Origin of the sequence: Nitrobacter hamburgensis X14 (genome assembly GCF_000013885.1) — a bacterium.
GTDB lineage: Bacteria > Pseudomonadota > Alphaproteobacteria > Rhizobiales > Xanthobacteraceae > Nitrobacter > Nitrobacter hamburgensis.
The window spans coordinates 462,050-487,636 of sequence record NC_007964.1 but is presented as its reverse complement, the minus strand read 5'-3'; the positions used below and the strand labels follow the sequence as shown (position 1 = coordinate 487,636).

General features: G+C 63.8%; 24 protein-coding genes. 16 read left to right on the top strand and 8 right to left on the bottom strand.

The window, feature by feature from the left end; all coding sequences use genetic code 11:
* Positions 1-10: 10 nt before the first annotated feature.
* From NHAM_RS02300 to modC, 11 genes are all read left to right on the top strand, one after another.
* Positions 11-1,834, top strand: coding sequence for a sensor histidine kinase (locus NHAM_RS02300; protein ID WP_011509036.1), 1,824 nt, complete (start codon positions 11-13; stop codon positions 1,832-1,834).
* Positions 1,831-2,337: an HPr kinase/phosphorylase gene (locus NHAM_RS02295; RefSeq protein ID WP_011509035.1), complete on the top strand. Its 507-nt coding sequence runs from the start codon at positions 1,831-1,833 to the stop codon at positions 2,335-2,337. The genes NHAM_RS02300 and NHAM_RS02295 overlap by 4 nt, the downstream gene beginning before the upstream one ends.
* A gap of 150 nt (positions 2,338-2,487) precedes the next feature.
* The gene (locus tag NHAM_RS02290; RefSeq protein WP_011509034.1) at positions 2,488-2,889 is read left to right on the top strand and encodes a PTS sugar transporter subunit IIA; all 402 of its coding nucleotides are present in this window, start codon (positions 2,488-2,490) and stop codon (positions 2,887-2,889) included.
* Entirely contained in the window at positions 2,886-3,227 is a 342-nt protein-coding gene (locus tag NHAM_RS02285) for an HPr family phosphocarrier protein (RefSeq protein ID WP_011509033.1), read from the top strand. The genes NHAM_RS02290 and NHAM_RS02285 overlap by 4 nt, the downstream gene beginning before the upstream one ends.
* Before the next feature lie 348 nt (positions 3,228-3,575).
* On the top strand, positions 3,576-5,408 hold the full coding sequence (lepA, locus tag NHAM_RS02280) for a translation elongation factor 4 (RefSeq protein ID WP_011509032.1): 1,833 nt from the start codon (positions 3,576-3,578) through the stop codon (positions 5,406-5,408).
* A 320-nt stretch (positions 5,409-5,728) separates the two neighbouring features.
* Entirely contained in the window at positions 5,729-6,691 is a 963-nt protein-coding gene (mepA, locus tag NHAM_RS02275) for a penicillin-insensitive murein endopeptidase (RefSeq protein WP_011509031.1), read from the top strand.
* 181 nt (positions 6,692-6,872) lie between these two features.
* Positions 6,873-7,151: a hypothetical protein gene (locus NHAM_RS23835; protein ID WP_049769282.1), complete on the top strand. Its 279-nt coding sequence runs from the start codon at positions 6,873-6,875 to the stop codon at positions 7,149-7,151.
* 112 nt (positions 7,152-7,263) lie between these two features.
* A complete protein-coding gene (locus NHAM_RS23830) occupies positions 7,264-7,464 on the top strand; it encodes a hypothetical protein (protein ID WP_049769281.1) in 201 nt (66 codons plus the stop codon).
* A 177-nt stretch (positions 7,465-7,641) separates the two neighbouring features.
* Positions 7,642-8,466: a molybdate ABC transporter substrate-binding protein gene (modA, locus tag NHAM_RS02265; RefSeq protein ID WP_011509030.1), complete on the top strand. Its 825-nt coding sequence runs from the start codon at positions 7,642-7,644 to the stop codon at positions 8,464-8,466.
* Between the two features lie 223 nt (positions 8,467-8,689).
* Positions 8,690-9,385 (top strand): molybdate ABC transporter permease subunit, encoded by a 696-nt coding sequence (modB, locus tag NHAM_RS02260; protein WP_011509029.1) that lies wholly within the window; start codon positions 8,690-8,692, stop codon positions 9,383-9,385.
* Between the two features lie 2 nt (positions 9,386-9,387).
* A complete protein-coding gene (gene modC / locus NHAM_RS02255; protein WP_011509028.1) occupies positions 9,388-10,053 on the top strand; it encodes a molybdenum ABC transporter ATP-binding protein in 666 nt (221 codons plus the stop codon).
* A gap of 8 nt (positions 10,054-10,061) precedes the next feature.
* Here modC and NHAM_RS02250 read toward each other — a convergent pair whose 3' ends face one another.
* Positions 10,062-11,855, bottom strand: a complete 1,794-nt coding sequence (locus NHAM_RS02250) for a potassium/proton antiporter (RefSeq protein ID WP_011509027.1) — start codon at positions 11,853-11,855, stop codon at positions 10,062-10,064.
* A gap of 224 nt (positions 11,856-12,079) precedes the next feature.
* On the opposite strand from NHAM_RS02250, the gene map reads away from it, so the two are divergent.
* On the top strand, positions 12,080-12,904 hold the full coding sequence (map, locus tag NHAM_RS02245) for a type I methionyl aminopeptidase (RefSeq protein ID WP_011509026.1): 825 nt from the start codon (positions 12,080-12,082) through the stop codon (positions 12,902-12,904).
* A 129-nt stretch (positions 12,905-13,033) separates the two neighbouring features.
* On the top strand, positions 13,034-13,744 hold the full coding sequence (gene radC / locus NHAM_RS02240) for a RadC family protein (RefSeq protein WP_041357607.1): 711 nt from the start codon (positions 13,034-13,036) through the stop codon (positions 13,742-13,744).
* A 55-nt stretch (positions 13,745-13,799) separates the two neighbouring features.
* Here radC and NHAM_RS02235 read toward each other — a convergent pair whose 3' ends face one another.
* Genes NHAM_RS02235 through NHAM_RS02215 form a run of 5 tightly spaced genes read right to left on the bottom strand, consistent with a single transcriptional unit; the run spans position 13,800 to position 18,194 of the window.
* On the bottom strand, positions 13,800-14,522 hold the full coding sequence (locus tag NHAM_RS02235; protein ID WP_011509024.1) for an AprI/Inh family metalloprotease inhibitor: 723 nt from the start codon (positions 14,520-14,522) through the stop codon (positions 13,800-13,802).
* 1 nt (position 14,523) lies between these two features.
* Complete coding sequence (locus NHAM_RS02230) at positions 14,524-15,507, bottom strand: 2-hydroxyacid dehydrogenase (protein WP_011509023.1); 984 nt, start codon at positions 15,505-15,507, stop codon at positions 14,524-14,526.
* Positions 15,507-16,346, bottom strand: a complete 840-nt coding sequence (locus NHAM_RS02225) for an ABC transporter permease (RefSeq protein WP_011509022.1) — start codon at positions 16,344-16,346, stop codon at positions 15,507-15,509. The genes NHAM_RS02230 and NHAM_RS02225 overlap by 1 nt, the downstream gene beginning before the upstream one ends.
* On the bottom strand, positions 16,343-17,149 hold the full coding sequence (locus NHAM_RS02220; protein WP_011509021.1) for an ABC transporter ATP-binding protein: 807 nt from the start codon (positions 17,147-17,149) through the stop codon (positions 16,343-16,345). The genes NHAM_RS02225 and NHAM_RS02220 overlap by 4 nt, the downstream gene beginning before the upstream one ends.
* Positions 17,150-17,171: 22 nt before the next feature.
* On the bottom strand, positions 17,172-18,194 hold the full coding sequence (locus NHAM_RS02215; RefSeq protein WP_041358623.1) for an ABC transporter substrate-binding protein: 1,023 nt from the start codon (positions 18,192-18,194) through the stop codon (positions 17,172-17,174).
* Positions 18,195-18,429: 235 nt separating this feature from the next.
* On the opposite strand from NHAM_RS02215, the gene NHAM_RS02210 reads away from it, so the two are divergent.
* Both NHAM_RS02210 and NHAM_RS02205 read left to right on the top strand, forming a co-directional pair.
* Positions 18,430-19,248, top strand: coding sequence for a creatininase family protein (locus NHAM_RS02210; RefSeq protein ID WP_011509019.1), 819 nt, complete (start codon positions 18,430-18,432; stop codon positions 19,246-19,248).
* 384 nt (positions 19,249-19,632) lie between these two features.
* Complete coding sequence (locus tag NHAM_RS02205) at positions 19,633-21,648, top strand: carbohydrate porin (protein ID WP_041357606.1); 2,016 nt, start codon at positions 19,633-19,635, stop codon at positions 21,646-21,648.
* Between the two features lie 253 nt (positions 21,649-21,901).
* On the opposite strand, the gene NHAM_RS02200 is transcribed toward NHAM_RS02205, so the two are convergent.
* Entirely contained in the window at positions 21,902-23,527 is a 1,626-nt protein-coding gene (locus NHAM_RS02200; RefSeq protein ID WP_011509017.1) for an FMN-binding glutamate synthase family protein, read from the bottom strand.
* Positions 23,528-24,006: 479 nt separating this feature from the next.
* On the opposite strand from NHAM_RS02200, the gene NHAM_RS02195 reads away from it, so the two are divergent.
* On the top strand, positions 24,007-24,165 hold the full coding sequence (locus NHAM_RS02195; protein WP_198136983.1) for a hypothetical protein: 159 nt from the start codon (positions 24,007-24,009) through the stop codon (positions 24,163-24,165).
* Between the two features lie 119 nt (positions 24,166-24,284).
* Here NHAM_RS02195 and NHAM_RS02190 read toward each other — a convergent pair whose 3' ends face one another.
* The gene (locus tag NHAM_RS02190; protein WP_011509015.1) at positions 24,285-25,535 is read right to left on the bottom strand and encodes an MFS transporter; all 1,251 of its coding nucleotides are present in this window, start codon (positions 25,533-25,535) and stop codon (positions 24,285-24,287) included.
* Between the last annotated feature and the right edge of the window lie 52 nt (positions 25,536-25,587).

Below are 25,587 nucleotides of genomic sequence, written 5' to 3'. Positions count from 1 at the left end.
GTTCCAGTCATTGCTTGATCGAACGCAGCCTGATCTCGATCCGGATACCGAGGACACCTCGCAGGTCCTCGCGCCGGAAGCCCCTGCCGATCATGTCGAGCCGACGCCCTACTGGCAGCGGCCGCTGGGCTGGCTGCGCCGCGTCGGACAGTTTTTTTTCACGCTGAGCTTTTCAAGCCTGACCCGCCGCATCGTGTCGCTGAATCTGGCGGGCCTGATCGCGCTGGTCGCCAGCATTCTGTATCTCTCGCAATTTCGCGCCGGCCTGATCGACGCGCGCGCGCAAAGCCTGCTGGTGCAGGGCGAGATCATCGCAAGCGCCATTGCCGCCTCGGCAACGGTGGAGACCAACACCATCACCATCGACCCCGACCGCCTGCTCGATCTCAAGCCGGGCGAAAGCTTCGGCGCGCCGGACGAATTTTCGGGGCTGGACTTTCCGATCAATCCCGAGCGCGTCGCTCCCGTGCTGCGGCGGTTGATCTCTCCGACCAATACCCGCGCGCGCATCTACGATCGCGACGGCGTGCTGATCCTCGACAGCCGCAGCCTTTTCCGTCGCGGCGATGTCATCCGTTTCGAACTGCCGCCACCGACCGACGTCAAGCCCGGCTTCGTGGAGCGCACCACGATCGCGATCCGCACCTGGCTCAATCGCGGCGATCTTCCGCTTTACCGCGAACTCGGCCCCGAGAACGGCAACGGCTACCAGGAGGTTGCGCAATCGCTCAAGGGCGAGAAGTCCAGCATGGTGCGCATCAACGACCGCGGCGAAATCATCGTCTCGGTCGCGGTTCCGGTGGAGCGTCCCCGCGCCACCATTTTCGGCGCGCTGATGCTGTCCACGCAGGGCGATGACATCGACCAGATGGTCATGGCGGAACGGCTGGCTATCCTGAAAGTGTTCGGCGTCGCCGTGGTCGTCATGATCGTGCTGTCGCTGCTGCTGGCCAGCACCATCGCCGGGCCGGTGCGGCGGCTCGCCGACAGCGCGGAGCGGGTTCGCCGCCGCATCAAGACGCGCATCGAGATCCCCGACTTTACCCGCCGCCGCGACGAAATCGGCCACCTGTCCGGTGCGCTGCGCGACATGACCGACGCGCTCTACAACCGTATCGAGGCGATCGAGACTTTCGCGGCCGACGTCTCCCATGAGCTGAAAAACCCTCTGACCTCGCTGCGCTCCGCGGTGGAGACCCTGCCGCTTGCGAAGACCGAGGCCAGCCGCGCCCGCCTGCTCGAGGTGATCGAGCACGACGTGCGCCGGCTCGATCGCCTGATCTCCGACATATCCGACGCCAGCCGTCTCGACGCCGAATTGCAGCGCCAGGACGAAGCCCAGATCGATATCCGGCGCCTGCTGACCACGCTGACCTCGGTCGCGAACGAAACCAAGCTTGGCCACGACATCGGCGTCGACGTGCGCTTCGAGGGCAATCGGGCCGATAGCTTCTCGATACCGGGGCATGACTCGCGGCTCGGCCAGGTGATCTCCAATCTCCTGACCAATGCGCAATCGTTCTCGAAATCCGGCGGCCGCGTGCGCATCGTGTGCCGGCGCCTGAAATCCGACATCGAGATCGTGGTAGACGACGACGGCCCCGGCATTCGGCCCGACGCGCTGGAGCGTGTGTTCGAACGCTTCTACACCGACCGGCCGCATCAGGGTTTCGGCCAGAACTCCGGCCTCGGCCTGTCGATCTCCAAGCAGATCATCGAAGCGCATCGCGGACGTATCTGGGCCGAAAACCGCCCCGGCCCGATCGATGCCCATGGCGACACCCGGATCGCGGGCGCGCGCTTCGTGGTCCGGCTTCCCGCGCCCGCGCCATGACCGCGTCGTCCGCTCCGACGATCCACGGCTCCGCGGTTTTGGTGGGAGATCGCGCCGTTCTGATCCGCGGGCCCTCCGGCGCCGGCAAGTCGCGTCTCGCTTTCGATCTCATCCTGGCCGGCCGCAGCGGTCAGCTTCCCGCAGCGACGCTGGTCGGCGATGACCGCCTGTGTCTGGAGCCGGTCCGCGATCGACTCCTCGTCAGACCGCCGCCTGAACTTGAGGGACTGATGGAAATCCGTGGGCTCGGCATTCGCCGGTGCGCTTATGTCGCGGAGGCGCCGGTCGGCCTCGTGATCGATCTCGACGCGCCCGATGCCGAGCGCCTGCCCCCGCTAAAAGCGCTGCGGACGACCATTTTGGCGATCGAACTGGCCCGAATCCCGGTCGCAGCCGGTTTTTCGCCACTTCCGATAGCCATCGCTGCGCTGACGACCGTTCCGGGCTGCAGCGACCCACGCTCCGCCGCCGATTGCCGGGAGGAATCTGGTAACCATATATAGCCCACTATTGCCACGGAGTAGATCATCGCGACTTGCGGAGCGGACCCGCTTTTCAGGGAAAAAGCCACCGCTCCCCCTTGCGTGAGGGCTCCGGATGGTCAAAGTGGCCCTTTCGTGCGGTGCACCAAAAGCACCCGCGAGGAGTTGTCAATGATTGGTCTGGTACTTGTGACCCACGGGCGCCTCGCCGATGAATTCAAGGCAGCGCTCGAACACGTAATGGGCCCGCAAAAGCAAATCGAAGCCATCACCATCGGCGCCGAGGACGATGCCGATCTGTGTCGGGGCGATATCATCGAAGCCGTCAACCGCGTCGACAGCGGCGACGGTGTTGCCATTCTCACCGACATGTTCGGCGGCACGCCTTCAAACCTCGCGATCTCCTGCATGAGCCGGCCCAAGGTCGAGGTGCTCGCGGGAATCAATCTTCCGATGCTGGTCAAGCTCGCCAAGGTACGCGAGGAACGCTCGCTGCCCGACGCCATCGCGATGGCGCAGGAAGCCGGGCGTAAATACGTGACGATCGCCAGCCGGGTGCTCGCCGGGAAATGACCGGGAAGCCGGACGACGCAACCTCCCCGAGCGCTGCTCCGGCGGTGAGCGGAGCATTTCCCGCAGGCGCGGTCTCCCGCGAAATTTCGATCATCAACAAGCGTGGCCTCCATGCCCGTGCGTCCGCGAAATTCGTGCAGATGGTCGAGCGCTTCAACGCCGAGGTCAGCGTGACGCGCAACGGCGAGACGGTCGGCGGCAATTCGATCATGGGATTGATGATGCTGTCGGCGGGGATCGGAACAACGATCACCGTGTCCGCAACCGGCCCCGAGGCCAAGGCGGCGGTCGCGGCGATCGCCGAACTCGTCGGCGACCGATTCAACGAGGAAGAGTAGCCGACATCGGTCGCCTCGGCCCGTAGCACGGGAACGACCAGAAAGCGCTTCCCGCAGATGACCCTTGCTTGCCCGCCGTTCGGGCCGGTGCTATCCCGCGCCCCATGACGACCAGTGCCGCCGATTTGCAGTTCCTGCAGCAGATGACGCGCTTCCTTTCAGGAACTGCAAATCGAAAATCCGGCACTGCTCATTGGAGTTGGTCGTGCCCCTTTGCTTCCGAAGTTCGTACTAGAGCCTTTTCGCTTCCGATGGAATCAGAAGCGAGCTCTATGATTTTGATTTGACGCGTTTTCTTCACGCGAACCGGTATCCACTTCGCTCGAAAACGCTCTAGAGGTTACCGCGATGTCTGACGAACTTCGGAAGCGGGGCACGACCCCAATTGCAAACATCCGCAACTTTTCCATCGTCGCCCATATCGATCATGGAAAATCGACGCTAGCCGACCGCCTGATCCAGATGACCGGCGGCTTGAGCGATCGCGAGATGGCGGGCAAGGAGCAGGTGCTCGACTCCATGGACATCGAGCGCGAGCGCGGCATCACCATCAAGGCGCAGACGGTGCGCCTGAACTACCATGCCAAGGACGGCAAGGATTACATCTTCAACCTGATGGACACGCCCGGCCACGTCGACTTCGCCTACGAGGTCTCGCGCTCGCTGGCCGCCTGCGAGGGCTCGCTGCTGGTGGTGGATGCGAGCCAGGGGGTCGAGGCGCAGACGCTCGCCAACGTCTATCAGGCGCTCGACAACAACCACGAGATCGTACCCGTCCTCAACAAGGTCGATCTGCCCGCCGCCGAACCGGACAAGGTCAAGCAGCAGATCGAGGACGTGATCGGCATCGACGCGTCGGACGCGGTGATGATCTCGGCCAAGACCGGCCTCGGCGTGCCCGATGTGCTGGAAGCCATCGTCACCCGTCTGCCGCCGCCGCAAGGCGACCGCGACGCCACCCTGAAGGCGCTGCTGGTCGATAGCTGGTACGACGTCTATCTCGGCGTGGTCGTTCTCGTCCGCATCGTCGACGGCGTGATGAAGAAGAACTCGCGCATCCGCATGATGGGCACCAATGCGGCCTACGACGTCGAGCGCGTCGGCTTCTTCACGCCGAAGATGCAGCAGGTGGACGAACTCGGCCCCGGCGAGATCGGCTTCATTACCGCCGCCATCAAGGAGGTCGCGGATACCCGCGTCGGCGACACCATCACCGACGACCGCAAGCCGATCACCGAGATGCTGCCCGGTTTCAAGCCGGCGATCCCGGTGGTGTTCTGCGGCCTGTTCCCGGTGGACGCCGACGATTTCGAGACGCTGCGCACGGCGATGGGCAAACTGCGCCTCAACGATGCCAGCTTCTCGTTTGAAATGGAAACCTCCGCCGCGCTCGGCTTCGGCTTCCGCTGCGGTTTCCTCGGCCTGCTGCATCTCGAAATCATCCAGGAGCGCCTCTCCCGCGAGTTCGATCTCAACCTGATCGCGACCGCGCCGAGCGTCATCTACAAGATGAAGCTGACCGACGGCGGCGAGATCGAGATTCACAACCCGATCGACATGCCCGACGTGGTGAAGATCGCCGAGATCGCCGAACCGTGGATCGAGGCCACCATCCTCACGCCCGACGACTATCTCGGCAGCGTGCTGAAGCTGTGCCAGGAGCGGCGCGGATCGCAGAAGGAACTGACCTACGTCGGCTCGCGCGCGATGGTGAGATATGATCTGCCGCTCAACGAGGTGGTGTTCGATTTCTACGACCGGCTCAAGTCCGTCTCCAAGGGCTACGCCTCGTTCGACTATCACCTCACCGACTACAAGGTGGCCGATCTGGTGAAAATGCAGATTCTCGTCAACGGCGAGCCGGTCGATGCGCTCTCGATGCTGGTGCATCGGACCCGCGCCGAGGGCCGCGGCCGCGCCATGGTCGAGAAGATGAAGGAATTGATCCCGCCGCACATGTTTCAGATTCCGATCCAGGCTGCGATCGGCGGCAAGGTGATCGCGCGCGAAACCGTGCGCGCGCTGCGCAAGGACGTCACCGCGAAATGTTACGGCGGCGACATCACGCGCAAACGCAAACTTCTGGAGAAGCAGAAGGAAGGCAAGAAGAAGATGCGGCAGTTCGGCAAGGTCGACATCCCGCAGGAAGCTTTTATTGCCGCCTTGAAGGTGGATGGCTGACGGCCACAGCTCGCCCTCGGCGGAACGTCCGGCAGCCGCGCGGTCGCTCTCGGCCAAGAAGGCCGCCGCGACGCGCAAGCGCAGTGCCGCGAAACGCTCCCCGGCGAAAGCAAAACGCTCTCCATCGAAAAAATAGCGCGCAAGCGATAGCAGAAGGCACAAGGGCGCACGCCTGCCCGTCTCCGTCATCCATGCAAGGATGGCCGCCAGGCTGCGGCGGCCGCTATGACGGCGGTGCGACGGCACGATCAACCATTTGTTGCCGCAAAGGCTTTGCGTCGGGCTGATTTCAAAGCGGGATTCCGCTACACTCGCTTCTCATGAACGTTCGCGCGATTCTCCCCCTGCTTCTGGTGTCCGCCATCGCCGTCTTGGGCGGACCCGCGACGGCGCCCGACGCGTTCGCGCAAACCAAGGGCACGCTGCACCCGAAGCCGCTGCCGCCGTTGACCAATCCCGACGATCCCTCGCTCGCCGCCAAGCAACTGTTCGGACGCAAGATGCTTCCGACGGCCGGACCGCCGCACGTCATCGGTTTTTATGCGAAGGGCTGCATCGCCGGCGCCGAGGCGCTGCCGATCACCGGGCCGACGTGGCAGGTGATGCGGCTGTCGCGCAACCGCAACTGGGCGCATCCGGCGATGGTCGCGCTGCTGGAGCGACTGTCGGCCAGGGTGCACAAGGATGCCGGCTGGCCGGGGCTTCTGATCGGCGACATGGCACAGCCGCGCGGCGGCCCGATGATCACCGGTCACGCCAGCCACCAGATCGGACTGGATGCCGACGTCTGGTTGACGCCGATGCCGAACCGGCTGTTGTCGCGCAACGAGCGCGAGGACATGTCGGCGGTCATGATGGTGCGTCGCGACCGTCTCGATATCGATCCCCATACCTGGACGCCAAGGCATCTCAGCGTCATCCGCGCCGCAGCCAGGGAGCCGTCGGTCGAGCGCATTTTCGTCAATGCCGCGATCAAGAAGGCGCTGTGTCGCGAAGCCAGGGGCGACCGTAGCTGGCTCTCCAAGGTCCGTCCCATGTACGGTCACGACTACCACTTCCATATCCGCATCAAGTGTCCTCCGGGCAGCCGTCAATGCGAATCGCAGACTCCGCCAAAGCCAACAGAGGGGTGCAGCGCTCACGATCTGGCCTATTGGTTCAGCGATGCCGTGCTGCATCCAAAACCGCCGAAGGTGCCGCCGAAGCCGAAGCCGCCGCTCACGCTGGCGCAACTGCCGTCGGATTGCCGTCAGGTGCTGGCCGCGCCGGATGCCAGACCATAGCAATGCCACGCGCGTGACCGTTTCGCCCCGCTAGAAGACCTGCTAATGTCAGTCATCGCCGTGCCGTAAGCGTTGGCGAGGTTGCAGGTCAGAGCGACTGATCCTTTTCATTCCCCATTTGCTCATCCCCGTTCGCCGACGCGGCGTTTCGCCGCGGGGATGTCATTGTGAAGGATCCATCATGCGCATCAGTGCACGCAACACGATCAATCCTGACGTCATCGATTTACCAACATGCCGTCGACGAACCCGGCATGATCGCGGTCAACTGATGATGCGATCGTCCCTGCCCGTCGCGCTGCTCCTGATCACCGCGACGTCGGCCTTTGCTGCCGATCCCGCCGGATGCGACAAGTTCAAATGGCCGATGGACAAGGAACTGGCCGTGCTCACCGCGCCTTCCTTGCCGAAGCTGACAGTGGGGGCGGAACGCCTCCGGCGCCCGCCGCCGTCACGGTGACGCTGCGTCCCATCGCCGACGCGGATTTGCCCAAACCGCCGGAGCGCCCCAGAAGCCGGACAGCTACGCAGGCTTCGTTCGCGCCACGGCAGAGTCCGCGGGACTCTATACCGTGACAATCTCCGACTACGGCTGGATCGACGCCGTCCAGAACGACGCCTATCTCAAGGCAACGGGATTTAGCGGCGTCACCGGCTGCCCCGGGGCCAGGAAAAGCGTCCGGTTCGATCTTCCGGCCGGCCCGGTGACCATACAGGTCAGCGGCGTCACCAAAGACGCCATCAACGTCGCCTTTACGCCCGCCACCCACTGAAACCCGTGGCCGCAGCCCTTTACGTGTGCGTCGTGCGGCTGATATTGTTCCCGAGCGATCTTTCCGGCTGGCCGTAAGCCTGCTGGAAATCCGTGGAACGGCGCTTCCACTGATCGTCCTGTCAATCCCTCGCATCGTCCGCGCGATCGCTCGCGCCGGACCGATTAGGAGCGCCCCATGACGTTATTCACCCGCTCATTGTTCTCGGCATTGCTGGTCGGTGCCTTTCTCGCCGTGCCGGCCTCGGCCAAGGACGCCAAGCCCTCGGCCATGGCACCCGCAGCCGCGCAGGACAAGATTCTGACCGTGTTCGCTGCCGCTTCGATGAAGAACGCGCTCGACGATGTCGACAAGGCCTACACCGCCAAGTCCGGCGTCAAGATCGTTGCGAGCTATGCGGCAAGTTCGGCGCTGGCCAAACAGATCGAACAGGGCGCGCCGGCCGATGTTTTCATATCAGCCGATACGGCGTGGATGGACTATGTGAACAACAAGAAGTCCATCAACGAATCGACCCGCGTCAACCTGCTCGGCAACAGCATCGTGCTGGTCGCCCCGAAGGATTCCAAGATCGACCACGTCGCCATCGAACAGGGGTTTGATCTCGCCAAGCTCGCCGGCGACGGCAAGGTCGCGACCGGGGACGTCAAGGCCGTGCCCGTCGGCAAATACGCCAAGGCGGCGCTGGAAAAGCTCGGCGCATGGAAAGCGGTGGAACCGAAAATGGCAATGGCGGAAAACGTTCGCGCCGCGCTGGCGCTGGTGGCGCGGAGCGAAGCCCCACTCGGCATCGTCTATTCCACCGACGCCAAGGTCGAGCCCGGCGTGAAGATCGTCGGCACCTTCCCGGCGAACTCGCATCCGCCGATCGTCTATCCGGTCGCGGCGACCTCCACGGCTCATCAAGGCGCAGCCGATTACCTCGCCTTCCTGCGCAGCTCGGAAGCCAAGGCAATCTTCGAGAAATACGGCTTCTCGTTTCTGGTCAGCCCCACGACCTGAATGGTTCCGGTCATAGCGGGATCGCGACAAAGCTGGCTGTTGCCGGTTTGCGCGTGACGCGAAGCAATCCAGGGCCCGCTTCCTTCCCTCCCCCGCAAGCGGGGGAGGGAAGTATGGGGCAATTGCTCCGTCGCTACCGGGACGACGCTACGCGTCGTTCTTGAAAATCGGCTTTGCCAATTTTGTCCCGACCTCGTAGCGACAAAAACATTATCGAGACCTCATGTTCGATATCTCGCCCACCGAATGGACGGCCGTCCTGCTCTCACTCAAGGTGGGCGTGGTCGCGACACTGGTGGCCACACCGATCGCCGTCACGCTGGCGTGGGCGCTGGCACGGTACGAGTTCTGGGGCAAATCGCTTATCGATGCCGCCGTTCATCTGCCGCTGGTGCTGCCTCCTGTCGTGACCGGCTATCTGCTGCTCCTGACCTTCGGCAGACGCGGGCTGGTCGGCGGCTGGCTCGCCGATCACCTCGGGATCGTTTTCGCATTTCGCTGGACCGGCGCGGCGCTTGCCTGCGGCGTGATGTCGTTCCCGCTGCTGGTGCGGCCGATCCGGCTGTCGATCGAAGCCATCGACCGGCGGCTGGAACAGGCCGCGAGCACGCTCGGGGCTTCGCCGTGGCAGGTCTTCGCCACCGTGACGCTGCCGCTGGCGTTGCCCGGCATTCTGGCCGGCATGGTGCTGGGTTTTGCGAAAGCGATCGGCGAATTCGGCGCGACCATCACATTCGTGTCCAATATTCCCGGCGAAACCCAGACGATTTCCTCGGCGATCTATTCGCTGATCCAGACGCCCGATGGCGATGCGGCGGCGCTACGGCTGGTGGTCGTCTCGATCGTCATGTCCATGGCGGCGCTGGTCGCCTCCGAGGTGTTCGCGCGGCGCGCGACAAGGCGCATTCACGGGAGCTGACCATGCTGCGTGTCGAGGTATCGAAACAGCTTGGCAATTTCTCGATCGATGTCGCGTTTGCGAGCGAAGGACGCGTCACCGGACTGTTCGGGGCATCGGGCGCGGGCAAGACGTCGCTGGTCGGTATGATCGCGGGGTTGCAAAAGCCGGATCGTGGCATGATCTCCGTCGATGGCGACACGCTCGACGACACCGCGCACAATCTCCATGTCGCCGTGCATCGCCGCCGCATCGGCTATGTTTTCCAGGATGCGCGGCTGTTTCCGCATCTCGATGTGCGCCGGAATCTCGACTACGGGCGCCGGATGAACCGCCTGACCCCCGACCCCGCGCAGGAAACCCGGCTCAACGAGATGCTCAATATCGGTCACCTGCTGGATCGCCGACCGGGCCAGCTCTCCGGCGGCGAGCGGCAGCGGGTGGCGCTCGGCCGTGCGCTGCTGGCGCGGCCCCGACTCCTTCTGCTGGATGAACCGCTGGGATCGCTGGATGGCAGCCGCAAGGCGGAAATCCTGCCCTACCTGATGCGGCTGCGCGACGAAGCCGGCGTGCCGATGGTCTACGTCAGCCACGATCCGGATGAGTTACGCCAGCTCGCGTCGCAAATCGTGATGCTGAAGCGCGGGCGGGTCGCCGCATTCGGCGGTATCGACATCCTGCCCGCCTGATTTGCAGGTCATATCCTCGCAATCGACGACCAGGCTTCCGCCATTTTCTGCCTGAATGCGCCGATCCGTGTCAGCGGCGGCGGTTGCTCTTCGTCTTCAGGCAACCGAAGTCCGACCGCGTTGACGCGGCCTTCGCTGATGTTGCGCGCGACAAGGACGATGGTATCGAGCGGCAGGGTCGCGCCGTCCTTCGGCGCGCGGTCGAGATGAACGTCGAAGTAATCCGCCAGCGTCAGCCGCGCGGCGGCCGGATCGACGGAGATGCCGTAGATTTGCGCGATATCCTCAACGGTGGTTTCGCCCGAGACCAGGAAATCGCCGAGCAGATGCGGGTCCGGCGGCGCCATCGGCTGCATTTCGACGAAGAAGCGATCGAGCGCCTCGGCCTTTTCCGGCGGCGCCAGCAGATAGAGGTAGTCTCCCGCCGCGATGGGCTCCGCTTCAGCCGGCGACAGAATTTTCTCGTTGCGGATCACGAGCGTCGGCTTCGACCATGACGGAATCAGCCCGCGCCGAAGGAACAGGCTCTTCGGTCTCACCGCATAGCCGACCAACTGCTGTTCGAGTTGTCCCGGCAGATCGAGTTCAACGCGGCGCGGGCCGCGGTCGGCGCGCGGCAGCGCCACATGCAGCCGCCGCGCGGCCGCGGCGAGCGTCCAGCCCTGCAGCAACAGCGAGATGATCACCACGACGAAAGCGACGTCGAAGTACAGATAGGCCTTCGACAACCCGACCAGCATCGGAATCGAGGCGAGGAAGATCGCGACCGCGCCCCGCAGCCCGGTCCAGGCGATGAACAGCTTTTCCCGCCAGTTGAAACGAAACGGCGCGAGGCAGAGAAACACCGCGAGCGGCCGCGCCACCAGCATCAGCACCAGCGCGACGATCACCGCCGGCACGACGCTGTCCAGCAGGCGGTGCGGCGAGACCAGCAAGCCGAGCAGCACGAACATCACGATCTGCGCCAGCCAGGTAGCGGCATCGAGGAATGTCACAACGGATCTGTGGGCGCGGGTCGGATGGTTGCCGATGATAATTCCCGCAAGATAGACCGCGAGAAACCCGGACGCGTGGAATATCTGCGCCACCCCGAAGATCACGAGCGCCGCGGTCGTGACGAACGGCGCATGCAACCCCTGGGGAAGCTCCACACGGTTCAGCGCGGCGACCACAAGCCGCCCGCCGATCACGCCGACGAGACCGCCAAGCATCGACTCCCTGAGGAATTCCAGCACCACATGCCAGACCGAGCTGTCACCCACCGAGATCAGCTCCACCAGCATCAGCGTCAGAAACACCGCGAAGGGATCGTTGGTGCCGGACTCCGCTTCCAGCGTCGCACCGACGCGCGGACGCAGCCTCAGCCCTTGCGCATGCACCAGCAGAAACACCGCGGCCGCGTCGGTGGAGGCGACAACCGCGCCGATCAGCAGCGCCTCGGTCCAGTTGAGGTCGAGCGCATATTTCGCCACCGGCGCCGTGACCAGCGCGGTCAGCAGCACGCCGAGAGTGGCGAGCACCATGGAGGGCGCCAGGACCGTGCGGATGCTCTGGAATCGTGTCTTCAGACCGCCGTCGAACAGAATCAGCGCCAGCGCGGCCGACCCGACAAGGTAGGTGTTCTGGACGTCGCTGAACATCAGGCCGCCGGGCCCGGAATCGCCTGCCAGCATGCCGATGAACAGAAAGACGAGCAGCAAGGGGGCGCCGAACCGTAGCGCCAGCAGGCTCGACAGAATTCCGGCCATGACCAGAATCGCGCCGAGCAGGATCGCCAGACTGACCGAATCCAGAGATGCCATTAGAGGTCCGAAGCGGTAAACACTTGCATTTTCATCCTTATCGTCGCCGGCGCGGCGCGCCAACCGATTTCTGCCCGTCAGCCGGCCACCGGGCCGACCCGGCCGCACGACATCGATCCCGCCTGTAAGCGGGCTTTCGAATAGCTGCTCCAGCTTGCGCTCACAGCGCCATCCATTAGATTAGAGGCCGACCACTCCTTTCCTCCCAGAATCCAGATCGTCTGATGAGCTACGTCGAAGCCTCCGAAACCTCCCTGCGCAAGACCGGACAGATCAAACTGCATGGCCCGAGCGGATTCGCCGGCATGCGTAAGGCCGGCGCCCTGACGGCGCGCTGCCTCGACGAACTCGCGGATCTGGTGAAACCTGGCCTTTTAACGTCGAAAATCGACGACTTCGTGCGCGAATTCGCCTTCAGCCATGACGCCTATCCGGCAACGCTGATGTATCGCGGCTATCGCTACTCGACCTGTACGTCGATCAATCACGTGGTCTGTCACGGAATGCCCGGCGATCGCACCCTGAAAGAGGGCGATATCGTCAATGTCGACGTAACGCTCATCGTCGATGGCTGGTATGGCGATTCCAGCCGGATGTATCCGGTCGGCCCGATCGCGCGCAAGGCGGAACGGCTGATCGAGGTGACCTATGAGGCGATGATGCGCGGCATCGCCGCGGTCAGGCCCGGCGCGACGACCGGCGACATCGGCTACGCCATCCAGAGCTTCGTCGAACCGCAGAGCATGAGCGTGGTCCGCGATTTCTGCGGCCACGGGCTCGGCCGCATGTTCCACGACGAACCGAACATCATCCATATCGGCCGGCCCGGCGAAGGCGTGCCGCTCAGGCCGGGCATGTTCTTCACCATCGAGCCGATGATCAACATCGGCAAGCCGCATGTGAAGATCCTGTCGGACGGCTGGACCGCCGTGACGCGCGACCGCTCACTGTCGGCGCAGTTCGAGCATTCGGTCGGCGTGACCCAGACCGGAGTCGAGATCTTCACGCTGTCGCCGCGCAAGCTCGACAAACCGCCCTACGGCGGCTGAACCTCGAGCCCCGGCGAAGATCGCGCCGGAGCGCACAGGCTTTCGTAACCGGCATCCGGTGAATTGGGGTTGCAAATGCCGCCGGCCGCGGCAAGGTTGCGGGAGCCAAGAAATGGTCCGCCGCGCCCAATGCCCGCAGATGCCGACAACCCCGCAGGATTTGCCGAAGCGCCGCATTATCACGGCCATCGCGAGCGGCTGCGGGAACGATTCCGCGACGCCGGACCGGATGCGCTCAGCGATTACGAATTGCTCGAAATGGTGCTGTTTCGCGCGCTGCCCCGCCGCGACGTCAAGCCGCTGGCCAAGTCCCTGATCGGCCGATTCGGATCGTTCGCCGAGGTGGTTCATGCGCCCGATGCCCGGCTCCGCGAGATCAGCGGGCTCGGCGAAGCGGCGATCATCGAGATCAAGCTGATCGCGGCGACCGCCAGCCGCGTTGCCAAGGGACAACTGAAGCCGCGGACGATGCTGTCGTCATGGACCGCGGTGATCGACTATTGCCGGGCCTCGATGGCCTTCGCCGACAAGGAGCAGTTCCGCATCCTGTTCCTCGACAAACGCAACCAGCTTATCGTGGACGAATTGCAGCAGGTCGGCACCGTCGATCACACGCCGGTCTATCCGCGCGAGGTCGTCAAGCGCGCGCTCGAACTATCGGCGACCGCAATCATCATGGTGCACAATCACCCCTCCGGCGATCCGACGCCGTCGCAGGCCGACATCCAGATGACCAAATCGATTATCGACATTTCGAAGCCGCTCGGGATTTCCGTGCACGACCACATCATCGTCGGCAAGAACGGCCACGCCAGCCTGAAAGGGCTGCGGCTGATTTAGCGGGTTGGCGGCGGGCAGTAGAGCTTTCGGATTCGAACGCAGCACGCGCCAGCGCTTACTGCCTCACAAGAATCAGCGGATTGGCACTGTCGGGAACGAGCCGCCACTGCGCGTTGTCGTCGGCCTGGAAGTGCCAGGTTTCGCCGCTCGCCGACATCAGCAGGATTTCGCCGCGCTCGAGCCGCCAGGCCTCGGGCTTGAAGCCGGCGATCGCCGGATCGCATTTCGGTTTAAGGAAGGCCTGGAAATTGTCAGGCGGGACTTCGGTATTGGTCAACGTTATGCCGCATATCGCCTGACCGTTGCCGCGGACGAACGCCCAGTCGCCGATCATCTGATCCATCGATCTAGCGAGCGAGCGGGCCTCGGCGAGATTTTGCAGGATGTAGATGCCCTCATTTTCCCGTCGGCCTTCGAAAATGCCGCTTTCGACTTCGGTGAAATCGATCACTGGTTCTCCGCTGGCGGTCTGCAAGCGCACGATATCGAGGCCGGCGACAGTCCAGACCGCGATGTCCTTCGTGAACGGCAGCGCCGCCGCGCAGCCCGGTTCAAGATCGAGCTTGAGACCCTGCGGCGATGGATCGCCGGTGAGCGTCACGACGCAGGTCTTGCTGCGTTCGGTGGTCGACAGCTCCCACTGTCCGATCATGTCCTTTTTCAAGGTGGATGCGTTCTGCGCCGATGCGACCGATCCGCCGGTCGTCAGCATCACCACAGTGGCGAGGACAACCCCCCGTTTCCGCCATGCCTGCGTGCTGTCGTCCGGACAACGCATACTAGCGTCCCTCCACCGGCGTCTCCGGAACCGGCGTCAGCGGCGGCTTGCCGGCGAACCACGCCCTGAGATTATCGACCACAAGCTGGTCCATCACATCGCGTGTCACCACCGACGCAGAACCGATGTGCGGCAACAACACGACATTCTGCAACGCGCGCAGTTCTTCCGGCACGTCCGGCTCATTGGCGAACACGTCGAGACCGGCCGCGAGGGTGATGCCGGACTTCAGCGCGTGGATCAGCGCCGGTTCGTCAATGACGGAGCCCCGCGCCATGTTGACGATGACGCCGCGCGGCCCGAGCGCCGCCAGGACATCGGCATCGATCATCTTCAGCGTCGATGCGCCCCCGGGCGTGATGACAATCAACGTGTCGACCGCCTTCGCCATCTCGATCAGGTTCGGATAGTGCTGATAGGACACGCCCGCGGCTGGATTGCGCGCATGATAGACAACCGGCACCCGCGCCGCATCGAGCCGCCGCGCGATCGCCTGACCGATCCGGCCCATGCCGACCATGCCGACCTTGCGGTCGCGCAGCGAGCCGGCGCTCAAGGGGAAGTCCTGCGTGGCCCACAATCCCTCGCGCACATAACGATCCGCCTTGACGAATTCGCGCAACGTCGCGATCAGCAGGCCGATTGCGACGTCCGCGACCTCCTCGGTCAGGACGTCGGGTGTGTTGGTGACGACGATGTTGTGTTCGCGCGCGTGATCCGTATCGATGTGGTCGTAGCCGACTCCAAAGGAGGACATGATCTCGAGTTTTGGAAAGCGCGTCTGCGCCGTGCTACGGCAAGGAACGGAATCGGTGATGGCCATGCCGCGGATTTTCCCGGCGACCGCGGGCGTCAGGCGTTCCAGATCGGCCTGCTTCTCGCAATGATGCAGCACGAACTGATCGGTAAAACCGTTGTCGACGATCGGCCTGTGCGGTCCGTACACCAGCAGGTCGATCTTTTCCGGGGAGACAGGCGCGGCCATCAGTTTTCCTTCCCAAGCGCGCTTTCGTGCCAGCGCCGCAACATCAGATGCGATACCGCCGCGAGACACATATAAATGACGATGCCCGCCACCGAGAGCAACAACAACGCCGCGAACATGCGCGGAATGTTGAGCCGGTAGCCGGACTCCGCAATTCTGTAGGCGAGACCCGACCCCGCGCCGGCCGAACCCGCCGCGATTTCCGCAACCACGGCGCCGATCAGAGACAGGCCGCCGGCGATGCGCAATCCGCCGAGAATATACGGCAGGGCCGCCGGCAGTTTCAGATATCGCAGCGTCTGCATCCGCGAGGCACCATAGAGCTGGAACAACCCGGCGAGGTTGCGGTCCACGGAATTAAGGCCGAGCGTGGTGTTCGACAGCACCGGAAAGAACGCGACGATCCAGGCGCAGACAACCACCGCGGTCTGCTGCGGCAGGTAGATCAAAAGCAGCGGCGCAATCGCGATCACCGGCGTGACCTGCAGGATGATCGCATAAGGCAACAGCGCATGTTCCAGCCATTTCGACTGGTTGAACAGCAGCGCCAGCGCGACGCCGCCCACAGTTGCGGCGGCAAAGCCCTCCCCCGTGGTCAGCAAGGTCGTCAGCAGTGATTGCCACAGGATCGGCCAGTCCTGCACCAGCGTCGCCGCCACCAGCATTGGGCCCGGCAGCACATAGGGCGGAATCCCGTTGATCCGCACCACCAGATCCCACACCAGAACGCCGGCCGCGAGCACGGCGACCGGCAACAGCACGCGTGCCGCCGATGTTCGAGAATCGCGCTCCGACGCCTCGCTGCCGATCGGCACCGCCGATGAACCGGATACCGTCATCGGCGGAGCGCTCCCTTGCCGGTCGCCAGCGACAGCCCGATCGACACTTCACGGCAATACGCGGCGTATTCCGCCGAGGTCCTGAAATCCTCGCCCCGCGGCTCGGCCGTGTCGATGCGGTACTCGGCGCTGATGCGGCCGGGACGGGGCGTCATCACCACTACGCGGCGCGCGAGATAGACCGACTCGAACACCGAATGGGTGACGAAGATGACGGTCTTGCGCAAATCGCGCCACAGCGCGAGCAGATCGTTGTTGAGGCGGAAGCGGGTGATCTCGTCGAGCGCCGCAAACGGTTCGTCCATCAAAAGGATATCCGGGTCTGTGACCAGCGCGCGCGCCAGCGATACCCGCATCCTCATGCCGCCGGACAGTTGGCGCGGATAGGCCGCGGCGAATTCGGCGAGCCCCACCCGCGCCAGCGCGGCCTCGACGTGTCCGCCGATGTCGGTGCGCGGCCGGTGCGCGAGTTTCAGCGGCAGCGCCACGTTGTCGCGCACGCTGGCCCATGGCATCAGCGTCGGCTCCTGAAACACGAAGCCGATGGAGCGCCCGCCGCCGGCGACACGAACCGTGCCGGACGTCGGCGCGCTCAGCCCGGCGATGATCCGCAGCGCGGTCGATTTCCCGCAGCCGGACGGCCCGAGCAGCGACACGAAATCGCCGTCACGCACATTGAAATCGAGCGGTCCCAGCGCCGCGACGCCGCGATCATAGAGTTTCGTGACACCCTTCAGGCTCACGGCGTCTCCCGCGCGCGGACCCGTGTCGGCTTTGGACAGCGCTAAAGCGGATTCGGTCATCGACGCGAGGCTCTATTGCTTTCTAATTCTTGGGCCGCAAGTCGAGGCCGACGCCCTTGTTGACGAACCGTAGCGTGTAGGCCTTGCGAAAATCGATGTCCCGGCGCACCACCCCCGCCCGCACCATCTTGTCGAAGAAGCTCGCATAGCGCGCATCGCTCATGGCGCCGATGCCGTCACGCAAGGAATCGCCGGAATCGACGATGCCATACTTCCGCATCTTCGCCACCGAATAGGCCAGGAGGTCGTCGGTCATTTCGGGATTGAGCTTCTTGATCATGGCATTACCGGCGGTGTTGTCGCCGTACAGGTAGGTATACCAACCGACGATCGAGGCGTCGACGAAGCGCTGCACCAGATCCTGCTTGTTCTCGACCAGATCGCGGCGGGTTTCGATCAGGGTCGAATACGGGTTGAATCCGGCATCAGCGAGCAGGATCACGGTCGGCTTGAAGCCCGCCCGCTTCTCCACCGCGAACGGCTCCGAGGTGACATAGCCCTGCATCGCGCTTTTCCTGTCGGCGAGAAACGGCTGGGCGTTGAAGGTGTAGGGTTTGACCTTCTCCCCGCTGAATCCATACTCGGATTTGAGCCACTGGAAATAGCTCGCGATCCCTTCCTTTGACACGAACAGCGTGAGTGGCTTCAGGTCCTCGATTTTTGTCACCTTCGATTCCGGGTGCGCGAGAAAAACCTGTGGGTCCTTCTGGAACATCGCGGCGACCGCGACGACCGGCACGTTGTTGGCCACCGCGTCGAACGACTGCAAGGTATTCGCGGTCATGAAGAAATCGAGCTTGCCGGAGATCAGGAGCACCCGGTTGTTCACGTTGGGGCCACCCGGCACGATCTTCACGTCCAGACCATATTTTTTGTAAGTGCCGTCGGCCAGCGCCTGAAAGAAGCCGCCATGCTCGCCCTCGGCGACCCAATTCGTGCCAAAGGAGACCTTGTCCAGCGCCGGCTCGGCCGTGGCCGGTCCGGCAAGGCCGAGCGCCAGCACCAGTCCGGCCGTCAACGTTCGCAGCGAAAGGGCAAGGCGCATCATTGGACTCCCTCGATCGTTCCGGCCCATGATAGGAAGCGACCGGATCGGCGCGAATTCTTCAGATTCGGCCGCGGTCAATCGGACACGACAACCTAGAGCCTTTCCGCTTCTGATGAAATCAGAAGCGGGGCTCTATGATTTTGATCTGACGCGTTTTCTTAACGCGAACCGGTATCCACTTCGCTCGAAAACGCTATAACCTGCATTTCGACTCGATGAAACGCTGCGCACGATGACCCGCACGCCCCCTTTCGACTGGTCCGCCATCTACCGGCCCGGTGTGCCGCCGGAGACCGCCGCGAACTGGATTGCGGTGCTGCCGCTGGCGGCGACCGAGCAGCACGGGCCGCATCTGCCGCTCACGACCGACGTGTTGATCGCGGAAGCCTATCTCGCGCGCGTCCGTGAGCTGCTGCCGCAGGATATCCCCGCGAATTTTCTGCCGGTGCAGCCGATCGGCATTTCCACCGAGCACACCGATTTTCCGGGCACGCAAACGCTGACCAACGAAGCGGCGCTCAAGGCCTGGACCGCGCTCGGTGAAGACGTGGCGCGGACCGGAATCAGAAAGATCGTGATGGTGTCGAGTCACGGCGGCAACAGCGCGGCGATGACGATGGTGGCGCAGGATCTGCGCGCGCGGCATCGGATGCTCGCGGTCACCACCGCATGGTCGCGCTTCGGCGTGCCGGATGGCCTGTTCGATGCACAGGAATTGCGCCACGGCATTCACGGCGGCGCCATTGAGACCTCGATCATGCTGGCGCGCTACCCGGAACAAGTGCGCCGCGACAGCATCGCCGACTTCCACCCCGCGAGCATCGCGATCGAGAAGATCTATCGCTGGCTGGGCACGCAACGGCCCGCGCCGTTTGCGTGGCAGACGCAGGACCTTCACCCGAGCGGCGCCGTGGGCGATGCGACACAGGCCTCCGCGGAAAAGGGCGAGCGGCTGCTCGAGCACGGCGCGCGTGCGTTCTGCGAATTACTGGCCGACATGGCGAGGTTCGATCCGGCGGTGCTGACAGACGGCCCACGCGGTCGCGCCTGACCGTCGCGGCAACTATCCCGACGACTACGGCCGCCGCGGCCGGGCTGTCCCGTCCTCGGGCAAGTCGTTTCGCCCACGTCCCTCACGCGATCCTCGCAGGTACTGGCGCGACAGCCATCCGACCGCTGTCGCGCTGGCGTCATCAGGCAATGGGATGAGCAGTCCTCCTGTCCACACAGTTACAATTGCGAATTAGTTGCAGTAATAATCGGGAATAATCCCACATGGACCTGATCCGAGGCAGATGGACGAGAGAAATGGCGCTATCAAACGGTCGCGGATCGGCGATCGCCGTGCGGACCGAGGGAACCAGGTGACGCGTTGCGAGCGAACGGTGCGATAGATGACCAATACGGGAACTTGCCAGTCCAAGCGGACGGTCCGATGAGTGCCATCCGGCCATTCCGGCTGCGGCGCGGAAGGCACGTTGTGCTGGCCGGCGTGGCCTTGAGCGCGCTTGCGCTGGGCGGCTCGGCTGTCGCCGCCGATGTCGGCGCATCCCTCCTGCCGACCAAAGCCATGCCCCGCCCGGTGATCGACTGGACCGGCCTCTATTTTGGCGCCCATGCCGGGTTCGGCGGCGGCCGATCCACAGCAACGCTCGTCGATCCTGCGTCGACCACCGGCCGCAACGATTACGGCGGCATTATCAGTGGCGTTCAGGCCGGCTACAACATCCAGCTTCCCTCGGGACTGCTGCTCGGCCTCGAAGCCGACATCTCGTTTCCGAACTACATCGAGTCCAATTCGGACGTCTCAAAGCTCGCGACCGCACGCTCCGCCGTCACGCAGCAGTGGGATTTCATCGGATCGGCGCGCGGCCGGATCGGCTACGCCACGGGTCCATGGCTGACCTATGCCAGCGGCGGTCTCGCCTTTGCCGGCGAGCGCTACCTGAACGATCTGCCGTCGGGCGATCAGGAGAAGGCGCTGGACATGCGCCTTGGCTGGGCAGCCGGCGCGGGGCTTGAATACGCCTTCACGCCAAGTTGGAGCGCGCGGCTGGAATATCTTTACTACCGGTTCGACAAGACGAACGTTCAGTTTCCATCGGCCGCGCAATACGCCGCGACGATGGACATGCATTCGATTCGCGTCGGCCTCAACCGCAAGCTCGGCGGGTCGGCCGGCATAGCCGATCTCTCGCTGAAGTCCCTGACCGATCCTGAATCCGATCGCTGGGAGATTCATGGCCAGACAACCTATCTCGGCCAGGGCTACCCGGCGTTCCGCGCGCCCTACAGCGGCGCCAACAGCCTGACGCCGGGCGCGCAGTATCAGGCAACCTGGAGCAACAGCCTGTTCTTGAACGCGCGGCTCTGGGACGGCGGCGAAGTCTACTACAACCCCGAACTGCTTCAGGGCTTCGGCCTCAGCGACACCGTCGGAGTCGCGGGCTTCCCAAGCGGCGAGGCGCAAAAGTCCAACTTCCCCTATCCGCACTACAACACCTCGCGGCTGTTCGTGCGCCAGACCTTCGGCTTCGGCGGCGAGCAGGAAGAACTGGCGAGCGGGCCGGCGCAACTCGCGGGCAAAGCCGACATCTCGCGGCTGACGATCCAGGCCGGCAAGTTCGCTGTCACCGACGTGTTCGACGGCAACGCCTATGCCAAGGATACCCGCTCGGACTTCATGAACTGGTCGCTGTGGGCGCCCGGCGCCTTCGACTATTCCGCCGACAGGCTGGGACTGAGTTACGGCGTCACCGCCGAGCTCAACCAGAAACAATGGGCGCTGCGTGGCGGCTATTTTCTGATGGACGCGGAATCGAACGCGAACAGCTTCGACACCCGCCTGTTCCGGCGCGGCGAGTATGTGCTGGAACTGGAAACGCGCTATTCGCTGCTGGGCCAGCCCGGCAAGCTCCGCACCATCGGCTGGCTCAACAGCGCCTATATGGGCAGTTATCGCGACACGCTGAACAATCCCGCTTTCAATCTCGACATCGCGCAGACCCGCACCGGCCGCATCAAGTACGGTTACGTCGTCAATATCGAGCAGGCGGTCACCGACGACATCGGACTGTTCGGCCGCTGGAGCTGGAACGACGGCAAGACCGAGATCATGGCGTTCACCGATATCGATGCCAGCCTCGCGCTCGGGACCTCGATCAAGGGCACGCGCTGGAGCCGGCCGGGCGACGTGATCGGCATCGGCGGCGCGATCAACGCGCTGTCACGGGATCATCGCGACTTCATCGCCGCCGGCGGCCTCGGCGTTCTCGTCGGCGATGGCCAGCTCAACTACCGCCACGAGCGCGTGCTGGAAGCTTACTATGCCTATGCGCTCAACAAGCAGTTCACGCTGACTGCGGACTATCAGTTCATTGCCAACCCCGCCTACAACGCCGACCGCGGCCCGGTGCACGTGTTTTCCGGACGGCTGCACGGGGAGTTTTGAAGGCTCTCGTCATGCCGTTGAAGATCGTCATGCCCGGGCTTGACCCGGGCATCCATCTTTCATGAACGTTTGATGGATTGCCGGATTAGAGCCTTTTCGCTTCTGATGGAATCAGAAGCGGGGCTCTGTGATTTTGATTTGACGCGTTTCTTCACGCGAACCGGTATCCATCCTCGGGTCTAGCCCGAGGACATGCTTCGCTCGAAAACGCGCTAAGTCCGGCAATAACGCCGCAGTCGCGGCAAAGCATCGCTCACCCCACCGGCGCGAACGAACCCGCCTGCGCCTGCGCCCAGGCGTCGCGGAAGCGCGGATCGGCGGTGCCGTCGAGCAACTCGCCGGGCCGCAGCGTCGGATAGAGCGTGTCGAACGACGCAACCTCGGTGTTCGACACGCGCTGCGAGAAGTGGACCGGACGCAGTTCCCGCGGATGCTCCAGACCCGCCGCCGCGATCAGTTCGGTCAGCGCCAGCAGCGTGGCCTGGTGATAGTTGTAGACCCGCTCGAGCTTGTGCGGCACCACCAAAGCGCGGTTGCGTGTCGGATCCTGCGTGGTGATCCCGGTCGGGCAGCGATCGGTGTGGCAGCTCAGCGACTGGATGCAGCCGAGCGCGAACATGAAGCCGCGCGCCGAATTGCACCAGTCGGCGCCGAGCGCCATGGCGCGCGCGACGTCGAAGGCGGTCGCGATCTTGCCGGACGCGCCGATCCTGATGCGGTCGCGTGCATCGATGCCGATCAGCGCATTGTGGACGAAATTGACGCCCTCGCGCATCGGCATTCCGAGATGATCCATGAATTCCAGCGGCGCGGCGCCGGTACCGCCCTCATTGCCGTCGACGACGATGAAATCCGGATAGATGCCGGTTTGCACCATCGCCTTGCAGATGGCGAGAAACTCCCATTTGTGCCCGACGCAGAGCTTGAACCCGGCCGGCTTGCCGCCCGACAGCCGCCGCATCTCGGCAATGAACGTCATCATGCCGACCGGCGTCGAGAACGCCTTGTGATGGGACGGCGAAATGCAGTCCTCGTCCATGCTGATGCCGCGAATCCTGGAAATTTCCTCCGAGACCTTGGCGGCCGGCAACACACCGCCATGACCGGGCTTGGCCCCCTGGCTGATCTTGAGCTCGACCATCTTGATCTGGTCGTCGGCCGCGACGCGGGCGAACTCGCGGGCATTGAAGCTGCCGTCGCGGTTACGGCAGCCGAAATAGCCGGAGCCGATTTCCCAGATGAGGTCGCCGCCATTCTCGCGGTGATAGGGGCTGACGCCGCCCTCGCCGCTGTCATGGGCGAAGTTACCCATTTTGGCGCCGGCGTTGAGCGCGCGCACCGCATTGGGGCTAAGCGCGCCAAAGCTCATCGCGGAAATGTTGAAGATCGACGCCGAATAGGGCGTCTTGCAATCCGGCCCGCCGATGGCAATGCGGAATGTCTCCTCGGCATGGGGCTTCGGCGCCATCGAATGATGCATCCATTCGTAGCCTTCGGCATAGACCTTTTCCTGGGTGCCGAACGGACGCTTGTCGAGCACCATTTTCGCGCGCTGGTAGATTACGGAACGGGTGTCGCGGCTGAACGGCATGCCGTCCTTTTCGCTCTCAAAGAAATACTGCCGCATTTCGGGGCGAATTTCCTCAAGCAGGAACCGGATGTGCGCCGAGATCGGATAGTTGCGCAGGATGGCGTGGCTCTTTTGCAGGAGGTCGCGGACACCGAGCGCGGTCAGCGCGCCGAAGATCAGGATCGGAACGACGACCACTGTGAGGGTTTCGTGGTCCGCGACCCCGAGGCCGATCAGCAGCGCCGTGACCACGGCGCAGATCGTCAGGACGATGAAGCGCGGCGAAAAGGGAAGCAGCAACGTTTCCATGAATCCTCGCTGAAACAAATCCGCCGCGAGCCGGCAGGACGATGACCGTCCATGATCTGGTATCGCGCCCGGCAACGGTTTGCAGGCCCTGAGGTCCCCGGACCCCGGATATTACACAACATCGGCGGCGTTTCCGATTCAAGGCTCTGCTCCGCAGGGTACGCCTGCCGTGGGCGCAACGATCCGGCCCGAGGGCGCGGTCTCGCAGAGCATGTGATCGCCGTGCCAAGTCAGCGCTTCGTCGGCCTCTCAGGTTGGGTATCTGTCGAGACACAGATGACCCGGACGCGCTTCCGTTCCTCAATCACGGCAACTCCTGTGCAGAATCGAGAACGCAAGGCCCCGGCGCGTGTTAGCAAGCATTCGCGTTTGATGTCGTGGATAGTCGCCTTCCTTTGACGCCTTTCAAGTCAGCCACCGCGGATGAATCGAGCATTGAAGGCTCCGGACCCCAGGAATTCATGAGATCCGATGGCACCATGGATATCGAGTTCCTCAAGCAACAGGCTGAACGCTGCCGCCGCCTCGCAAAGGGAACGGACCCGTTTACCGAAAAGCGCCTGCTTAAGCTTGCCGAAGAATACGAAGCGCAGATCAAGGAGCTCGAGAAACGCAGCTTAGAACCCTGGAGCCATTAAGCCGGCCGCCGCGCTATCCGTAAACAAGGGAAACAAGGCTGGGACATACGGCTTATTGCCAAAAGTATCCCTTTGCCAGCTTTGGAAAAGCATCTCCGTCGCGGGATCGGGTTTTCAGCTTACGACCCTCGCTCCAGTCCCTCCGCGAGGCGGGTTTCCGGCATGAGGGTCCAGACCACCAGCAACCCCGTTAACGCGACGGCGGCCAGGGCCATGAACGCGACGCCATGTCCGAGCTGGTCGCTCACATAGCCGGCAACCGCGGTGCTGAGCGACGCGCCTATTCCGACGGCCGTGCCAATGATGCCTTGCGCGAGGTTGAAATGACCGGAGCCGAAGGCGACGTCGGCGACAATGAGCGGGGTCATGACGCCGAAGACCGCGGCCGTGATGCCGTCCAGCACCTGCACGGCGACCAGCAGCGTCGGATCGTGGATTGTCGCGAACAAGGCTCCCCGAAGCGCCAGCGCGGCGAAGGCGATCATGAGCAGCGGGCGGCGTCCCCATAGCTGCGCCTTGCGGCCGACCGAAGGCGACACCAAGGCGACGATCGCCTGCGGGACGATGATGCAGAGTGCGATCAACGCCGGCGTCCCCTGGCTAGAACGTTCGGTCACGATGCCTGCCATCAACGGCAGCATGGCCGCATTGGCGAACTGGAGCAGGAAAACCGTACAGGCAAAAATGACCAGCGGCCGCTGATGCAGAAGATGGACGATGCTGGTCGTATCGGGATCCGGCTTGGCGCACGCAATCGTCCCATGAGCGTGCTCCGGATCGATTTCCCGGTCGCGGATTCGCGCCAGCGAAAGCAGCGTCGCGATCGCAAACGCAAAACTCACCACGAACACGGCACGGCTCGACAGCAGGTATCCGACGGCACCCATCACCCCCGCCGCCACGCCATTGCCAAGGGATGCGTAGCGCGCGTTGCGTCCGAGCCTCTCGCCGATCGCTCTCGGTCCCACAAGGCCGAGGCTGATGGCGGCGATCACAGGCCCGAGCACGCAACTCGCCGCGGCGTGCAGGATCGCGGCCAGCGCGATGACCGGAAAGATCGGCCAGGCCGCGTAGGCGAGCGCGCTGACGCCGATCGTGGCGACGGCGAGCCCCGCGACCAGACGCTCCGAGCGGGCCGCATCGATAACGGCGCCGCCCGGCATCTGACCGATCAGGCCGACGACCCCGCCGATCGACAGGATCAGGCCGATCTCGGATTGCGTCCACTTCTGCGTGGTGAGATAGACCGCGACGAAAGGACCGAACCCGGTCTGCACGTCGGCAAGAAAGAAAATGAACCAGTCGAGGCCGCGCTGGCTTTGCGCCGAAGGAGAACGGCCCTGCTCGGCGGCCGGCGGCGGCGGATTCACATCCCCTGCGCTCGCCCGCCGCCGCTGGCGCGCGCTATCCGGATCGGACGAT